Below are 16,508 nucleotides of genomic sequence, written 5' to 3' on the forward strand. Positions count from 1 at the left end.
CCTCTCCCAAAACTTCTACAGGGCTGGTCTTCGGACCGGCCCTTTCTTTTTGCACCCGCGAGCAGATTTGCGAGCCCCCTAGCCCCGCGCGCCCATTTGCCCTAGCGATACCGCCATGGCTTCCCAGCAGCGAATCTTCACCGCCGCCCTCGTCGTCATCGGCGACGAAATCCTCTCGGGCCGCACGCACGACAAGAACATCGCCCAGGTCGCCACCTGGCTGCAGATCCAGGGTATCCGCCTGAAGGAAGTGCGCGTCGTCGCCGACGAGACGCCGTCCATCGTCGAGGCGGTGAACACCCTGCGCGCGCGCAACGACTACTGCTTCACCACCGGCGGCATCGGCCCCACGCATGACGACATCACCGTGGACGCCATCGCCGAGGCGCTGGGCGTGCCGGTCATCGTCCATCCCGAAGCCCGCGCGATCCTGGAAGAATACTACACAACGCGCGGCGGCCTCACCGAGGCACGCCTGCGCATGGCGCGCACGCCGGACGGTGCCAGCTTGATCCCCAATCGCTACACCGGGGCACCGGGCATCCGCTGCGGCAACGTGTTCATCATGGCCGGCGTGCCCAGCATCACCGCAGGCATGCTCGACGCACTTTCCGGCCAGCTTGAGGGCGGCGCGCCGTTGCTGTCCGAGACGGTCGGGTGCTGGGTGGGCGAAAGCGAAGTGGCCGAACTGCTGCGCGAAACCGAAAAGACGTTCGAGACCTGCCAGATCGGCTCCTACCCGTTCTGGGGCGAAGGGCGCACCGGCGCGAATTTCGTGATCCGTTCGGTCAGCGCCGAGGATCTCTCCGCCTGCACCCGCGCGCTCGTCGAAGGACTGGCGGCGATGGGCCGCCCGGCGGTCCCCGGTGGCATTTGAGCTTGCGGCGCCTGCTGCGATCATGGCCGTGATGGCTTCCGCGACTTCGCCTGCGATGCCCGCCGCCACGCTGGAACAGTTCGAGACGGTCCTGCGCCGCCACGACAGCGCAACCCTGGCGCTGGAGGAGTGGTGCGGCATGCGCGGCGTCACCGATCCGCGGATCACCGCGCAGACGCTGGCCACCGGCGGCGAGGCTCCTCCCGCAGCGATGCGCGAGCATCTCAGGCTTGCGGACGGCGAGACTTTCGCCTTGCGCAATGTGCGCCTGAGTTGCGGCGGCGCGGTGCTTTCGGTCGCGTGGAACTGGTACGTCCCGGCACGGCTGACGCCCGCGATGAACGAAGCTCTGCGCGTGACGAATACGCCGTTCGGCAAAGTCGTCGCCCCGCTCGGGTTCAAACGGCGTCCGCTCGCGACGGTGGCGGGACCGGCGGAGAATTGCCCGGCGGACACGATCTCGACGCATCAGGCAATGCTGGTCCTGCCCGACGGACGCCCGCTGGCTTACCTTGTCGAGTGCTACACGGCGGCCAACCTGCGCTGATCGTCGGCGGGGGCTTCGACAAGCTCAGCTGCGACCCTTCGACAAGCTCAGGGTGAGCGGAGTTAGTGTAATGCCCTATCAATCCCGCTCAGGCTGAGCTTGTCGAAGCCCCCGCATCCCACGCGGCTCTATGGAGCCGTTCACCGCCAGCGGTCCCGGATCAAGTCCGGGACGACGTAACGTTACGCCGCGACCGCCTCGGTCCCGGCGATCGAGGTGCGGTGCATCATGCGCCCGGTCGATTTGTCGTAGGGGATCGCCCGGTGCATCGCGCCGGTGTTGTCCCAGATCACGAAGTCGCCCTTGGTCCACTTGTGGCGCAGCGAGAACGCGGGCTGCGCGGCCCATTCCTGCAGGCGGATCAGCATGGCGCGGCCCGCCGGGACTTCCATGCCGACGATGTGGTCCGCCGTGGTGCCGATGACCATCGACTTGCGCCCCGATTCGTGCGTCCACACCAGCGGATGCTCCTTGATCAGGCCGATGCCGAGCACCTTCTCGCGATGCTTTTCCGGGATGGCGTCGGCGATCGGCGAGAGGCTGGCGCGCACCGAATGCACCGCCTTCAGGCCCTCGAGCGCCTGCTTCTCCTCTTCGGGAAGGCCCTCGTAAGCGGCATACGTGCTGGCGAACTCGGTCTCGCCGCCCTTGTCGGGCGCGATGCGGCAGGACAGCAGCGTCGCGAAGGGCGGCGGCATGTCCACGGTGATGCCGTCCATGTGCCAGAAGAAAGTGCCCAGCACGTATTCGGGCTGCGGGTTGATCTTCTCGTCCAGCGTGACCTGGTAGACGTCCTGGTCGTTGTTCTGCACGTTGTTGCGCGCGGTCAGGCGGATCTTCTCGCCCATCGCCTCGGTGATGGCGAGTTGCTCCTGGTCGGTTAGGTTCGCCTGCGGGAACACCACAACGGTGCGCTCCTCCACCTTGGCGCGAATCGCTGCGGCCGCCTCGGGCGTGAACAAGTCGGCGCGGTCGTCCCAGAGCACGCGCGAACCGATGAATTCCTTGATGTCTTCGAAACGGATAGCCATCTGGCCGTCTCTCCCGGCGTTATGCTGAACATATGTACAGCACGCCAATACACCCGATCGCGGCGAGCGTAAACGGGGCGGAGAACACACCGCCGGGGCGGGCTTCGACAAGCTCAGCCTGAGCGGGCGTGGGGAACGGGGGCATGGGGCTAACGCGACATATCACGAACCCCGCTCACCCTGAGCTTGTCGAAGGGTCGCGACCGAGCCCGCCAATGGGACACAAACGAAAAGGGCCGGGAGGTTTCCCTCCCGGCCCTTCAAGTCCGTTTACGTCAGCGCTGAAATCAGGCGCCGGCGATCTCGGTGGTGTCGATCTTGAGGCCCGGGCCCATCGAGGACGAGAGCGAGATCTTGCGGACGTACTTGCCCTTGGCGCCCGAGGGCTTCGCCTTGACGATGGCGTCCACGAAAGCCGAGAAGTTGGTCTTCAGGTCGGCATCCGAGAACGACATCTTGCCGATGCCGGCGTGGATGATGCCCTGCTTCTCGACGCGGAACTCGATCTGGCCGCCCTTGGCGTCCTTCACGGCCTGCGTCACGTTCGGGGTGACGGTGCCCAGCTTCGGGTTCGGCATCAGGCCCTTGGGGCCCAGCAGCTTACCGAGACGGCCGACGACGCCCATCATGTCCGGGGTGGCGATGACGCGGTCGTAGTCGAGGTTGCCGGCCTGCATGTCTTCCATGAGGTCTTCGGCGCCAACCTTGTCGGCACCGGCGGCGAGAGCCTCGGCAGCCTTGTCACCCTTGGCGAACACGGCGACGCGAACGGTCTTGCCGGTGCCTGCGGGCAGCGAAACCATGCCGCGGACCATCTGGTCGGCGTGGCGGGGATCGACGCCCAGGTTCATCGCGACTTCGATGGTCTCGTCGAACTTGGTGGCCTTGACGTCACGCAGGGTCTGCAGCGCTTCGTCAACGCCGTAGAGCTTCATGTTGTCGCCGAGCTTGGCTGCGAGAGCCTTCTGGTTCTTGGTCTGCTTCATGGGCTCAGCCCTCCACCACTTCGAGGCCCATCGCGCGAGCGGAACCTTCGATGATCTTCGTTGCGGCCTCGATGTCGTTGGCATTGAGGTCGGCCATCTTGACCTGGGCGATCTCGGACAGCTTCGAACGCGCGATCTTACCGGCGGAAATCTTGCCCGGCTCCTTCGAGCCCGACTTCAGACCGGCGGCCTTCTTGATGAGGAAGGTGGCAGGCGGCGTCTTCGTGACGAAGGTGAAGCTGCGGTCGGCGTAAACGGTGATGATGGTCGGGATCGGCATGCCGTTCTCGAGTTCCTGCGTGGCGGCATTGAACGCCTTGCAGAATTCCATGATGTTCACACCGCGCTGACCCAGAGCCGGACCGATCGGCGGCGACGGGTTGGCCTTGCCTGCAGGAACCTGCAGCTTGATGTAACCGGTAATCTTCTTGGCCATGGGGCCGCTCCTTTTCACACTGTCGCCCCGGTTTCCCGAGGCTCATGTCTAGCGGTTTTGGCGGGGCGCCGTGTGATCAGCGCCCCTCCCGCAGGGAATCGGGCACGGCAAGGCCATGTCCGAAGGGGGCGCCCCTATAGGAAAAGCGCAGGAAAGGAAAGAGCCCGTTTCAGGCGGCAACCGCGCCTTGCGCCACAACTTTGCGGCGGCGCTGCCATAGCCCGCGAATCGCGCGGCGCGAAGGCACTTCGAGGCGGCGATAGGCCAAGTCGCCAAGCACCAGCACCACGGCTGCGAAGGCCAGCAGCATGGCGCTCGCCGTCAAGCCGCTGGTGGTGCTCTCGATCGTGGGGATGCAGACGAGAAGCAGCGGGAAGTGGACGAGGTAGATCGAATAGCTGCGATCCCCAAGCCACAGCAGCGGACGGCTCGCCAATGCCGGAATGCGCAGCGACAGGCACAGCGCGGCGGGCCATGCGAGCAGGCACAGCGGCAGTAAGGGCGAAAAGCGGCCCATTTCGAGCAGCAGGCCCGTCGCCATGAGCGCGACCAGCACAATAGCGGGAACGCACGCGATCCGCTCCCGGCAGCGCCACAGCACTTGCCCGAGGAAGAAGCCCAAGGGGCCGCGCGGAATGCAGTCGGCGATCCACGGGCCGCCTGCGCTGGCGAAGAATACGAGATAGCCGACCGGCACAAGGATCGCCGCCGCCGTTACCCAGCGCAGCGTCCGCTCGCCGCTGACCGCACCCAGCGCAAACAGGGTGTAGCAGGCCAGCTCGACCGAGATCGACCAGCTCGGCCCGTTGAAGGTGTGGCCCAGCGGCTCGACGAAAGCCTGCATCATGAACAGGTGCGCGAAGAAGGCATACCAGGTGTTCTCCGGCGCGCCGAGGAACAGCACGACGCAGATCGCGAAAGTCAGCAGATGCAGCGGATAGAGCCGGGCGATGCGCGCGACCGCGAAGTCCGCAAGGCCCGCGCGGTCGAGCCGCCGCTCACGCAAATAGACATGGGCGAAGATGAAGCCCGAGATCAGGAAGAACAGATCGACGAAGCTCCAGCCCCAGTCGCGCAGCCAGACGATCGGCGCGGGCGCCTTGGCCATGACCGCCGGGTCCAGTTCCAGCAGCGGGTGGTAGAGGAACGCGACCCCGGCAGCGGCGATGCCCCGCAAGCCGTCGAGCGCCGTAAGCCGCGTGCCGGATTTCGCTGGGACGGGTTCCGTGGTCATGTCTTCACGCAGCTTTCAGAACCGGTGCGCCGGTCGAGTGAGTGTGCATGCGCTCCATCACGATCATGACGAGCGCGCCCGCCGCGAGCCCGGCGGCAAGGCGCCACGGCCAGTCGAGGCCGAATGCCTGCACCGTCAGAATCGCAGGGGCATGCGCGGCGTAGAGCGGGAACGAATAAGCGCCTGCCGCTTGCGCGAGGCGGCTCCTCTGCCCGTGACGCAGCCCTCCGGCGATCAGCAGCGGGCAGATCAGCGCCATGAACGCCAGGTCTGCCCAGCCGCGCGTGGCCGGAAACAGGGTGGCGAGCGCAAGGGCGACGGGCATCGCCGCGAAAGTGAGCGAAGCACTGGGCGCCAAAGGCGGCTGGTCCCGCCACAGGCGATGGAGGACAATGCCCGCGATGTAGGGCACCAGTGCGCGCAGGCCGATCGCCCACCAGACCGCCCGGCCGGGCACGAAATCGAGGCCATGCCCCCAGGCGGTAACCACCAGTGCCGCGAACGACACCGTGCCGAGCAGCGCCAGCCGCGGCGTACCGAGCCGCGCTAGGCCGAGCGCGTGGACGAGGTTGGCGAAAAGCTCCGCGCCGATCGACCACGCCGGGAAGTTGATGAGCAAGGGCAGCGCAAGGCAGACCAGCACGAAAGTCGCGCTCGTGTCCGGCTGGCTCAGCAGCCAGGGCAGCGCGAAAAGGCCGGCCAGCAGGATCGTCGGGCACAGGCGGCGGATGCGCGCCAGCATGAAGGCGCGCCCACCGCCCGAGCCGAGCCGAGCCTCGTAGCTGCGGGCCATGACATAGCCGCTGAGCATGAAGAAGAAATCGACCGCGAGATAGGCGCTGGTCCGATAATCGGGGAAGACGTGCGAGAGGAACACGCACAGCGCGGCGATCCCGCGCAAGCCATCCAGTCCGTCGAGGCGCCCCCTGTGCATGGGGCATCCATGCACCCGGAGTGGTTAATTCGCCGTTTCCCGAAACGCGAAACGCCCCGCACTCGGGCGGGGCGTCTGCGTTATCCTGCACCGGCCACCGAGGGCCATGGTGCTTCGACACGCTCAGCATGAGCGGGACTGAGAGCGCCCCTTCCCCCAACACCGCTCATCTGCGAGCGTGTCGAAGGATCCGGGGAGCCCCCCGCCCGCGCCTTACTTGCTGAGTTCGACGTGCTCGAATTCCAGCTCCACCGGGGTGGCGCGGCCGAAGATCGAGACCGCCACCTTGACGCGGCTCTTCTCGAAGTCGAGTTCCTCGACGATGCCGTTGAAGCTCGCGAACGGGCCGTCGAGCACCTTGACCGAATCGCCGATCTCGTAATCGATCGAGACGGTCTTGCGCGGCGCGGCGGCAGCGGCTTCGGCGGCGCCGAAGTAGCGCGAGGCCTCGCTCTCGCTGATCGCCTGCGGCTTGTTGTTGGCACCCAGGAAGCCGGTGACCTTCGGGGTGTTCTTGATGAGGTGGTAGACGTCGTCGTTCAGCGTCAGCTTGGCGAGGACGTAGCCGGGCATCGTCTTGCGCTCGGTCTGGACCTTCTTGCCGCGCTTCACTTCGGTGACGGTTTCGGAAGGAACCTGCACGTCCTCGACGAGCTGCGACAGACCGATGCGCTCGGCCTCGGTGATGATGGCTTCCTTAACCTTGCTCTCGAAGCCGGAGTAGGCGTGGATGATGTACCAGCGGGCCATGTGTTCTCTCAGTCCTGTATTCTGGCGATCAAAGGGCATTCAGCAGAGCGCTGACGACCCAGCCGAACAGCGCGTCGATGCCCAGGAAGAACACCGCCAGCAGCACCGTCATCAGGCCGACGAAGATCGCGGTCGTGACCGTCTCCTGGCGCGAAGGCCAGTGGATCTTGCGCGTTTCCGCCTGAACCTGGCGCATGAATTCGCCGGGGGTGATCTTGGCCATCTTAACGTCGCTCTCTTAGCTATGCCGCTTTGGTCACGGAAAATTCTGCGATTCTTCCGCCTAGGGGCCATCGCCGCCCCGGCCGAGGCCGGGAGGGGCTGATGAAGTCCGCCTGTCGGGAGGAAACGGGGATTTAGCTTCCACTGTCCGGATTTGCAAGGTCCACCGAGTCCGGCAGGCGCGCAAGGAACGAGTTGGGCGTCGCGAAGACGATCCGCGCCCCGTCCGGGATCGCCACCGGGGCCTTCGTGCCGATGTACCAGAGGTAGTCGGCATGGCGCGCGGGCTTGAACTTGCGCAAGTCGATCCGCTGGCTGTCGCTGTAGAGAATACGCTGCGTCGGATCGTTGAAACGGTAACGCGTCTCGCGCATCGACAGCATGTGAACGTCGGGCAGCGCGAAGTTGGAATTCTCCATCGAACTGCGGCGAACCACGGCGTAACTGCCGAAGTGCTCGAACGGGCCGAAGAACCACTGGCGGCGGGGAATCGCGATCGCCGTCGCCACGCGCGAGCCTTCGGGAACGTAGTCGAGCGCGGTGACGAGCTGGCGCGCGGTCTGCGCATCCTCGTACCAGACCACCGTGGTGACGGCGATGCGGGCCGTGAACAGCAGCCCCGCAAGCGCAAGGCCCCAGCGCGGCACCGGCCAGTCGATCGCGAGGCACGCGACCAGCAGCGCGGCGGTGCTCAGGCGATAGTCGGCATAGTCGCCACCGAAGATCTGGCGCGGCACCACCAGCGTCAGGATCAGCAGGATCAGCGCCGCCCAGCCGACGCGCCCGTCGAAGCGGCGGATCGCCAGCGCCGCCACGATCACCGCCACCACCACGCACAGGCTGGCGATGTCGAAGGTCATGTCGTAGCTGCGCATCGCGCGGTAGAGGATCTGCCACTTGTATTCGAGCACGCCGAAGCGCCCGTAGGACACCTTGGAGTTCGAACCCACGCCCAGCAGCATCGGCAGCAGCGGGAAGATCAGCGGCCAGGGCCTGAGGAACGGCCGCCAGTCGCGCCAGCTTGCACGCTTCGACCATTCATAGCCGAAGATCAGCACGCCCATCACGCCCCAGCCCGAGACGTGACACAGCCACACCACGAAGCTGGCCGGGATCATCACCGCCCAGCGCCAGCGCCAGTTCTCCAGCCGCACCCAGCCCGCCAGCACGAACAGCGCGAAGGCAATCGACAGCGAATAGTTGAGGAAGCCCATCAGGAACGAGGGCGACCAGATCATCGCGAAGGCCAGGATCGCGCCAACACCGATGCGCTTCCTGAGGCTCCATTCCACCGCCATGATCGCCATGCCGGTAAGGAACGGAATGGCCGCGACGATGAAGCGGCCCGCAGCTTCCAGCCCCATGATCTTCGTGAGCGGCACCATCAGCAGCTCGGCGCCGAGATTGCCGGTCCATTCCCACTTGAACAGGAAATAGCGCGTCAGGAACGGGTCGTGCCCGTGATCGAGCATGACCTTGAACCCGGCCAGGTGCGAAGGGTAGTCGGTCATCTGCGGCGCCCAGGCGACGATCGCCGGGAGCATCGCCAGCAGCGACAGGACGATGCCCATCCACAAGGCTTCGTGGCGCGTACGCTTGTAAGTGTCGGTGCCGGAGTTGGAGGTGGCCGCTTCGGCCTCCACGGCGTCAGGATGCGCGCTGGCGTGCATGTGTGACTGTGTCTTCCCGCTAGTAGCCCGAATCGGCGAACGGGCTCTCGTAAAGCAACTTGGCCCGCAATTGAACGTCGTGACCCGACGATGGTGCTTCGACAAGCTCAGCATGAGCGGAATGAAGAAGCCGTCTTCCCGTTTCCGCTCATGCTGAGCTTGTCGAAGCACCCGCGTGCAAGGCACACTTCGGCGCCCCGCATCCGGATCTCCCCGAAGGGAGGATTATCGCGATCTTGGGAAGATGCTGGCAGGAGTGGAGGGACTCGAACCCACGGCCCTCGGTTTTGGAGACCGATGCTCTACCAACTGAGCTACACTCCTGCGGGCTCGGGGGCCTCTAATGAAGGACTTGCGCGATGGCAAGCGGCGATTGTGGACCGGCGGAGCGAATATGTCGATTCGCGCTCGTTATCCCCATCTGCTAGGACGCTTTCGTGCACGCGCCCCGCTCAAATCCGATCATCGAGCCTGAACTCCTGATGCTCGCCTATCGCAGCGGGATATTTCCCATGTCCGACGCGCGCGACGATCCGGAAATCTTCTGGATCGAACCGCGCCTGCGCGCGATCCTGCCGCTCGATGGGCTTCGCGTATCCTCCTCGCTCGCCCGCACGCTCAAGCGCGGGCGGTTCGAGGTGACCTGCAACCGCGCCTTCTCGCAAGTCATGGACGAATGCGCGGCGCCCAGACAGGCGCGCGACGGCGATGACGGCGACAGCTGGATCAGCCACCGCATCCAGGCCAGCTACGAGAACCTGCATTTCCTCGGCCACGCGCATTCGATCGAGGTCTGGCGCGAGGGCGAACTGGTCGGCGGGCTCTACGGCGTCGGCTTCGACCGGGTGTTCTGCGGCGAATCGATGTTCTCGCGCGTCAGCGATTCGTCGAAGGTCGCGCTGTGCTGGCTGGTGGCGGCGCTGCGACGGGGCGGCATCACCCTGCTCGACTGCCAGTTCATGACCTCTCACCTCGCCTCGCTGGGCGCGGTGGAGATGCCGCAGAAGACATATCTGGCGCTGCTGCAGGCAGCCCAGTCGGGCTATTGCTCGACAGCGGGTTCCTCGACCGGCTCGGGATCGGCCGCCGTCGGAGAAGCGCTCGGCGACGCGGTAGGGGCCGGAGTGCTCTCACTGCCCGAGGCGTTCGAGGCCCTGCTCGGCGACGCGTCGTCCTGCGGACTGGCTTCTTCGCCCGGGAAGCTCATCGCGCAGCTCTTGACCCAGACGTCGTAGACCGGATGCTCGACCACGTTGGCACCGGGGTTGTTCTTGAACAGCCAGCCGGAGAACACCTTGTTCCAGGCCAGCTTTTCCTCGGTGGTGCGGCGCTGTTCGACGAAGACCTGGACGAAGGCGCCCTCTTCCTGCGGCTTTTCCCAGGGCAGCGTCTTCTCGCAGGTGGCGACCTTCACGACGAGATTGCCGAGGCGGCGCGATTCGCCCGGCTTCATCACCAGGTCCTGCGTCAGGTTGTTGCGCTTGTTGAGGACGCCCAGCGTGACCACGCGGTCCTTGTTGGGCGTGCCGATCTGCTGGCCTTTCGCGGCTTGTGCAGGGCCGGCCTGCATTCCGGCGATGGCATCCGGGACGCTGGTGTCCTGCGCCTCGGGCGCAGGCTCACCACCGCAGGCCGTCAGGACCGACAGCAACGAGAGTGCTGTCAAAGCCCTCCAGCGAATCACGCGTGAGCCCTCAGGCTTCCGGCGACCAGGCTTCGTAGTCGCCGGTGGCGGCAGCGCGGCGGCCGCCACGCTCCAGCGCGCCCTGCGGGCGATACGCGGTCGCGGTGCCGGTGGCGTTGGGGGTGTAGTCCACTTCCCAGATGCGCGGCGCGGGCAGATGGCTTTCGGGCACGCCATCGTACGAGTGGTGCAGCCAGCCGTGCCATTCGGCGGGGACGTTGCTGGCGTCGTTGGCGCCGGCGTAGATCACCCAGCGGCGATCCCAACCCTCGGTGGTCTTCACCTTCGCGTTCTTGGAACGATAGTACTTGTTCCCCTGCGCGTCGGTGCCGACATGCTCGCCATTGCGCGAGCTCCAGAGCGAGGTGCCGATGGTGGCGCCGTCCCACCAGGTGAAGATCTTGGACAGGATTCCCATGTGCCGCGCACTAGCCCCGAAGCGCCCCCCAACGCAAGCGCGAAGAGGCACCTTCGGGTGCTACAAATGCATCCCGCCGCTCGCCTCGATCACCTGACCCGTCACCCATGCGCCATCGGGCCCGCACAGGAAGCCAATCACCCGCGCGACGTCGCCCGGTTGCCCCACCCGCCCGAGCGCCGCGACCGAGGCGAGATAGTCCACCGTCGCCGGATCGTTGAACAGCGCGGGCGCGAAATCCGTGATCGTCGCGCCCGGCGCCACCGCGTTGACGGTGATACCGCGCGCGCCCAGCTCCTGCCCCAGCGAGCGGGTGAAATGCTCCACCGCCGCCTTGCTCATGGCATAGGCGACGCACGAGGCATAAGCCGCACGCGCCACCATGGACGAAAGGTTCACGATCCGCCCACCGTCCCGCAGCCGGGACAGCGCCGCCTGCGTGACGAAGAACGGCCCCTTGGCGTTCACCCGCATCATCGCGTCGTAGAGCGCCTCGTCCGTCTCGGCGATCGTCGCCATCTCGCCGATGCCCGCGTTATTGACGAGGATGTCGAGGCCGTCCGCCTCTTTATCGAAGGCCGCGAACATCGCCGCGATGGCCTCGGCCGAACCGACGTCGGCCTGCAGGGCGAAGGCGTCGCCCCCGGCATCGCGGATCGCCGAGACGACCTCTTCGGCAGCGGCCGCATTGTTGTTGTAGTTGATGCAGACCCGCGCGCCGTCCGCCGCGAGCCTCAGCGCCACCTCCCGGCCGATCCCGCGCGAACCGCCGGTCACCAGCGCCGTCTTTCCCGTCAGCGAACCCATTCGTCTCTCCCCATGTCGTTCGGGAGGCAAGCTAGGGCAGACGGGACGCGGGAGGCACCTCGTATATTGGGCAGCGTCTCAATCCCCGTCATTGCGAGCGTAGCGAAGCAATCCAGGGCGGTTCAAAACTGCCCTGGATTGCTTCGCTACGCTCGCAATGACGAAGGAGGTGGGATGACGCCCGCTTACCAGCTGACCCTTTACCAGCTGACCTTGTCGCCCGCCTTGATGCCGAGCTGCGCCGCGCGGCCGCCGTTCAGTTCCAGCACGCCCGCAGCGATGCCATCCGAAGGCAGCGGCGTCTCATCATAAGGCACCGCATTCGCCGCGATGTTGAGGATGCGGTGGTCGGTGCCGATGAAGATGATGTCGAGCGGGATCACCGTGTTGCGCATCCAGAAAGCAGAGCGGCGCGGCGGCTTGTTGGGGAAGATCATGCCCTCGTCCGCGCCCATTTCGGAGCGGAACATCAACCCGTGCTCCTGCTCCTTGAACGTCGAGGCTATCTCCACCCGGAACGCGTGGGTGCCGTTCGCCGACTTCACCTTGAGGTCCTTGACCGGCAGCCCGGAAATCGGATGCACCGCAGCTTGTGCCTGTGACGCCTTGGCCGTGGCCTCCTGCCCCCCTTGCGAGCACGCGGCGAAGGCCAGCAGCAGCGAAACGGCAAGCGTGGAGCGGGTAAGGCGCATTCAATAGTCTCCGAATTCCGACTCGCACCATTCCTCGAGCGCGTCGGCGTCCTCGCTCTCGACGATCCGGCGCGCGATGTCGAGCGGGTGCCCGGCGCGCAGCATCGCGGCGAGTTGCCGATCTTGCACCTTGGGGTCTTCCGCAACCTGAACGGCGAAAGGACCGAACCGGCGCCGCCGCGCAAGCACCAGCGCCGCGCGGCGCTGCTCGGCAATGCCGGGCCGCGCCTCGGCGCGCAGGGTTTCGTCCACGCCTGCCTGCCCCAGCGCCTCGCCCACCCGGCGCGCGCCATAGCCACGCCGCAGCAGGCTGCCCGCCTTCATCCGCGCCCACGAGGCATCGTCGACGTAGCCCTTCTGTGCATAACGCTCGACCAGCGCCTCAACATCGGGCGCCCTTCCTTCCGACTGGGCCTCTTCCGACCAGCCCCGCTCCCTCAGTTTGCGCTGCAGATAACCGCGCAACTTGGCTTGCGTCGTGGCGAAACGCGCGACATAGGCCAGCGCCAGTTCCTCCAGACGGGATGGGTCGAGTGGGTGTGGTCCACGCTGTGGATTGCGACGCTTGTCCGACATGCTGCCCTATTCGTGCCACAGTCGGCTTGGATTGGGGAGAGTGCGTGAGACCGTACTGGGACGCAACACAGCTACCTCCGGTTCAGATTGGGCCGGATAGAAGCGCCGGTCTCGCGAGAGTAACGGTATAACTACAACGGGTTAGATCATATGGCCGACACCATCGAACTGGTGCCGAATACGGGGCAGGCACTTATCCCCACCCCCAACGAGGATGCGCTGCCGCGCATTTTCGCCGATTTCGCCACCTTCGGCGACGCCCTGGACTATGCCGCCACAGGCAAACGCGGGTTCAATTTCCACGATCCGCGCGGCACGCTCACGCGCGTCTACCCCTTCTCGGAGCTGCGTGAAGACGCGCTCAAGGTCGCTTATGCGCTGATCGCGCGCGGCGTGAAGAAGGACGATCGCATCGCCCTCATCGCCGAAACCGGCGTGGACTTCGCGGCGCTGTTCTGCGGCGCAGTCTACGCGGGCGCCTGGCCGGTGCCGCTGCCGCTGCCCACCAGCTTCGGCGGCAAGGACAACTACATCGACCAGCTGGCCGTGCAGCTCTCCAGCTCCGATCCGATCCTGCTGATCGGTCCGGACGAGATCGCCACGATGACCGCCGCTGCGGCGGAGCGTCAGGGCTGTGCCCATGCCACCTGGGCCGATTTCGCTGCGAAAGATGCGCCCGAAGTCGCGCTGCCCAAGGCCGATCCGGACGATATCTGCTACCTGCAGTATTCCTCGGGCTCCACCCGCTTCCCGCACGGCGTCGCGGTGACTCACCGCTCGCTGTTGTCGAACCTTGCCAGCCACGCGCACGGCATGCAGTTCCAGGACAGCGACCGCTGCATCTCGTGGCTGCCGTGGTATCACGACATGGGCCTCGTCGGCTGCTTCCTGTCGCTGATCGCCAACCAGGTCTCGGCCGATTACCTCAAGACCGAGGATTTCGCGCGTCGTCCGCTGGCATGGCTGGACCTCATCACCCGCAACAAGGGCACCTCGGCGTCCTATTCGCCGACCTTCGGCTACGACATCTGCGCACGTCGCATCTCCAGCCAGAGCCCCGTCAGCGATCGCTTCGACCTGTCGCGCTGGCGTATCGCCGGTAACGGCGCGGACATGATCCGCCCGGACGTGATGCAGAGCTTCGTCAACGCCTTCGCCGATGCGGGCTTCAAGGCATCCGCCTTCCTGCCCAGCTACGGCCTGGCCGAAGCGACGCTGGCGGTCACCGTCATGCCGCCGGGCGAAGGCATCCGCGTCGAACTGGTCGAGGAGGAGCGCCTCTCGGGCGCGCCGCGCGATCTCAACCGCCCGGCCCGCTACCGCGCCATCGTCAACTGCGGCAAGGCCGTGCGCGACATGGAAGTGGTGATCCGCGGCGAAAACGGCGACACGCTGGGCGACCACAAGATCGGCAAGGTCTGGTGCCGCGGCACGTCGGTGATGCATTCCTACTTCCGCGACCCCGAGGCGACCGCCGCGTGCCTCGTCGACGGATGGCTGGACACCGGCGACATGGGCTACATGACGGACGGTTACCTGTTCATCGTCGGCCGCGCCAAGGACATGATCATCATCAACGGCAAGAACCACTGGCCGCAGGACATCGAGTGGGCCGTGGAGCAGCTTCCCGGCTTCAACCACGGCGACATCGCGGCGTTCTCGGTGGAGACGGACAACGGCGAGGAAGCCCCCGCCGTGCTCGTCCACTGCCGCGTCTCCGATCCGGTCAAACGCCTCGAACTGCGCGACCTGATCCGTGACAAGGTGCGCTCGATCACCGGCATGAACTGCGTGGTCGAACTGGTGCCGCCCAAGAGCCTGCCGCGCACCAGCTCGGGCAAGCTCAGCCGCGCAAAGGCCAAGAAGCTGTACCTTTCGGGCGAGATCGAGCCGTTCAAGCTGGCGGCCTGATCGTTCCGGTACAATGGAACAGAAGGCGGGGCGTCGGAAGGCGCCCCGTTTTTTTATTGTCTGCGTTCCGGGGAGGACTCAGCCTCTGCCTGATCCCATTTCGGCATCGGCGGCAGCGCCAGCAGCAGCGCCCCGCCCACAACGCAGCCAACCGCACCCGCCCAGAGGAACGGCTCGTACCCGCCCGAGGTATCGTAGACCTTCCCCGCGATCCACGGGCCAAGCCCGGAAGCCAGCGCCACCAGCGCCGACATGACGCCGTAGATCATCCCGAAATTGCGCATCCCCGCATATCCGGCGGTCAGGAACGCAGTGATCTGCGTCTTGGAGCCCGCCGCATAGCCGTTGATCACGAGCGCCGCGATCAGCGCGGGCATCGAATCGAGGAAGCGGATCAGCACCACGAACGTCACCGCCGTCACCCCCATCGTCAGGCTGCCGGTCCAGTTCGGCCTGAACCGGTCGAGCAGCGCCCCGGTCACCAGCTTGCCGACGATGCCCGCTATGCCGCCCAGCGACAGCAACCAAGCTGCCTCGCTGCGCGCTACGCCCGCTTCGGTGAGGATCGGAAAAAGGTGGATGCCCAGCCCGATGGTCATCGCCATCACCACGAAGGACGACACCGCCACCTGAAGCAAGGCCCGGCTTCGCAGTGCCTCACGCTTGTGCAGGCCCGGCAGCACGGCGCGCGCGGCCCCGTCCGCTTTCGGCCGCCGATCGTGGGCATCGCGCAGGAACAGCCAGCATACCAGCAGCGTCACCCCGCCCCAGCCGAGCCCGAACCACACATAGGCGGCGCGCCAGCCGAAACTCTCGATCAGGAAGTTGCCGAGCGGCGGCACCAGCGTCTGCGCGATGGCCGGGCCGGTCACGGCAAGGCCGAGCGCAAGGCCCCTGCCCTTGTCGAACGTGCCTGCTACCGCCGTCGTCCAGATCGTCGACTTGATGGAGGTCAGGATCAGCCCGAAGGCGATCCACATCACCACCCACTGCAGCTTCGATCCGCTGGCGAAGGCGAACATGCAAGTGCCCGCCATCGTCACGACGACCCCCGGCAGTCCCAGCCGCCGCGAGCCGAAGCGGTCGATCAGCGCACCGTAGAAAGGCGACAGGAGCGCCGTCACTGCGGTCGCGATCGCCGGTCCCATCGACAGCGTCGCCCGGTCCCATCCGAAAGCCCGTTCCAGCGGCTCGATGAACAGCCCGGTCGCCGAGATCAGCACCGAGAAGAACGAGAACCCCGCCATCGCCGCGACGACCACCGGCCAGCCGCGCTTCCATTCCTGTAGTGCCCTGCCGTCGCCCATGATTGTCTCTCCCGCCGGAGAGACTAGGGCAAAGCGCGTGAACTCCAATCGCGGCGGCGATAGCGTTTCAGAGTCTGTTTGGAAAATGCCCAAGAGGGCATTTTCTTAGCGGCACCGGCCCACGCCTCCACCCGGCCTCCCACGGAAGTATACTTGATGGGAGGCCGGGTGGGGGCGTGGGGCGGGTGCCGCAGAGAATCTGACAGGGAACAATATTGGGCCGAACCCGCTTCTCCCGGCATAAAACAGGCCGGGAGAAAAGCCGTGTCGAAGATTGCCGCGATAATCGGGCGGATTTTGATCGCCCTCATCTTCATATTTTCCGGGGCGGGCAAGCTCGCCGACATATCCGCGACCGAGACGATGATCGTCGCCGCCGGTCTGCCCTCGGGCCTTGCCATTCCCACCGGGCTGTTCGAACTGCTG

Annotated in this window: 18 protein-coding genes, 1 tRNA gene and 1 pseudogene; 5 read left to right on the forward strand and 15 right to left on the reverse strand. The window is 65.9% G+C overall.

The window, feature by feature from the left end; genetic code table 11:
- The first annotated feature begins 115 nt into the window (after nt 1-115).
- Together LH128_RS16565 and LH128_RS16570 are read left to right on the forward strand one after the other, a co-directional pair.
- Nucleotides 116-877, forward strand: coding sequence for a competence/damage-inducible protein A (locus LH128_RS16565; RefSeq protein ID WP_008830812.1), 762 nt, complete (start codon nt 116-118; stop codon nt 875-877).
- Between the two features lie 31 nt (nt 878-908).
- Entirely contained in the window at nt 909-1,424 is a 516-nt protein-coding gene (locus LH128_RS16570; protein WP_327195192.1) for a hypothetical protein, read from the forward strand.
- Between the two features lie 182 nt (nt 1,425-1,606).
- Here LH128_RS16570 and LH128_RS16575 read toward each other — a convergent pair whose 3' ends face one another.
- The 9 genes from LH128_RS16575 to LH128_RS16615 all read right to left on the reverse strand — a co-directional run bounded on the left by LH128_RS16575 (nt 1,607) and on the right by LH128_RS16615 (nt 9,011).
- Nucleotides 1,607-2,455, reverse strand: a complete 849-nt coding sequence (locus tag LH128_RS16575; protein ID WP_008830814.1) for a TauD/TfdA dioxygenase family protein — start codon at nt 2,453-2,455, stop codon at nt 1,607-1,609.
- 287 nt (nt 2,456-2,742) lie between these two features.
- Nucleotides 2,743-3,441: a 50S ribosomal protein L1 gene (rplA, locus tag LH128_RS16580; protein ID WP_008830815.1), complete on the reverse strand. Its 699-nt coding sequence runs from the start codon at nt 3,439-3,441 to the stop codon at nt 2,743-2,745.
- A 4-nt stretch (nt 3,442-3,445) separates the two neighbouring features.
- Nucleotides 3,446-3,877, reverse strand: a complete 432-nt coding sequence (gene rplK, locus LH128_RS16585) for a 50S ribosomal protein L11 (RefSeq protein WP_008830816.1) — start codon at nt 3,875-3,877, stop codon at nt 3,446-3,448.
- A 169-nt stretch (nt 3,878-4,046) separates the two neighbouring features.
- On the reverse strand, nt 4,047-5,111 hold the full coding sequence (locus LH128_RS16590; RefSeq protein ID WP_008830817.1) for an acyltransferase family protein: 1,065 nt from the start codon (nt 5,109-5,111) through the stop codon (nt 4,047-4,049).
- A 4-nt stretch (nt 5,112-5,115) separates the two neighbouring features.
- Nucleotides 5,116-6,045, reverse strand: a complete 930-nt coding sequence (locus LH128_RS16595; protein WP_008830818.1) for an acyltransferase family protein — start codon at nt 6,043-6,045, stop codon at nt 5,116-5,118.
- 213 nt (nt 6,046-6,258) lie between these two features.
- Nucleotides 6,259-6,795, reverse strand: a complete 537-nt coding sequence (gene nusG, locus LH128_RS16600) for a transcription termination/antitermination protein NusG (RefSeq protein ID WP_008830819.1) — start codon at nt 6,793-6,795, stop codon at nt 6,259-6,261.
- Nucleotides 6,796-6,823: 28 nt separating this feature from the next.
- Nucleotides 6,824-7,018, reverse strand: a complete 195-nt coding sequence (secE, locus tag LH128_RS16605; protein WP_008830820.1) for a preprotein translocase subunit SecE — start codon at nt 7,016-7,018, stop codon at nt 6,824-6,826.
- Between the two features lie 133 nt (nt 7,019-7,151).
- Nucleotides 7,152-8,687, reverse strand: a complete 1,536-nt coding sequence (locus tag LH128_RS16610) for a hypothetical protein (RefSeq protein WP_008830821.1) — start codon at nt 8,685-8,687, stop codon at nt 7,152-7,154.
- A 248-nt stretch (nt 8,688-8,935) separates the two neighbouring features.
- A tRNA-Trp gene (locus tag LH128_RS16615) sits at nt 8,936-9,011 on the reverse strand.
- A 113-nt stretch (nt 9,012-9,124) separates the two neighbouring features.
- Between LH128_RS16615 and aat the strand changes: the two genes are divergently transcribed.
- A complete protein-coding gene (gene aat / locus LH128_RS16620; RefSeq protein ID WP_008830822.1) occupies nt 9,125-9,922 on the forward strand; it encodes a leucyl/phenylalanyl-tRNA--protein transferase in 798 nt (265 codons plus the stop codon).
- Between the two features lie 35 nt (nt 9,923-9,957).
- On the opposite strand, the pseudogene LH128_RS32255 reads toward aat, so the two are convergent.
- From LH128_RS32255 to LH128_RS16645, 5 genes and pseudogenes are all read right to left on the reverse strand, one after another.
- A pseudogene (locus LH128_RS32255) lies at nt 9,958-10,257 on the reverse strand (DUF2155 domain-containing protein); the annotation flags it as partial.
- A 124-nt stretch (nt 10,258-10,381) separates the two neighbouring features.
- Nucleotides 10,382-10,789: an NADH:ubiquinone oxidoreductase subunit NDUFA12 gene (locus tag LH128_RS16630; protein WP_008830824.1), complete on the reverse strand. Its 408-nt coding sequence runs from the start codon at nt 10,787-10,789 to the stop codon at nt 10,382-10,384.
- Between the two features lie 60 nt (nt 10,790-10,849).
- A complete protein-coding gene (locus tag LH128_RS16635) occupies nt 10,850-11,596 on the reverse strand; it encodes an SDR family oxidoreductase (RefSeq protein WP_008830825.1) in 747 nt (248 codons plus the stop codon).
- Between the two features lie 200 nt (nt 11,597-11,796).
- Complete coding sequence (locus LH128_RS16640; RefSeq protein WP_008830826.1) at nt 11,797-12,288, reverse strand: DUF192 domain-containing protein; 492 nt, start codon at nt 12,286-12,288, stop codon at nt 11,797-11,799.
- Nucleotides 12,289-12,864 carry a regulatory protein RecX gene (locus LH128_RS16645; RefSeq protein WP_008830827.1) on the reverse strand — a complete coding sequence of 192 codons (576 nt, stop codon included), beginning with the start codon at nt 12,862-12,864 and terminating at the stop codon, nt 12,289-12,291. It lies immediately after the preceding gene.
- 150 nt (nt 12,865-13,014) lie between these two features.
- Here LH128_RS16645 and LH128_RS16650 point away from each other — a divergent pair, with 150 nt between their 5' ends.
- Nucleotides 13,015-14,775, forward strand: coding sequence for a fatty acyl-AMP ligase (locus tag LH128_RS16650; protein WP_008830828.1), 1,761 nt, complete (start codon nt 13,015-13,017; stop codon nt 14,773-14,775).
- A 53-nt stretch (nt 14,776-14,828) separates the two neighbouring features.
- On the opposite strand, the gene LH128_RS16655 is transcribed toward LH128_RS16650, so the two are convergent.
- Complete coding sequence (locus tag LH128_RS16655) at nt 14,829-16,082, reverse strand: MFS transporter (RefSeq protein WP_008830829.1); 1,254 nt, start codon at nt 16,080-16,082, stop codon at nt 14,829-14,831.
- Nucleotides 16,083-16,238: 156 nt separating this feature from the next.
- Here LH128_RS16655 and LH128_RS34590 point away from each other — a divergent pair.
- Nucleotides 16,239-16,508, forward strand: a 270-nt coding sequence (locus tag LH128_RS34590; protein ID WP_327195194.1) for a DoxX family protein, incomplete at its 3' end; no start/stop codon positions are given.

This window comes from Sphingomonas sp. LH128 (genome assembly GCF_000293195.2).
GTDB lineage: Bacteria > Pseudomonadota > Alphaproteobacteria > Sphingomonadales > Sphingomonadaceae > Novosphingobium > Novosphingobium resinovorum_A.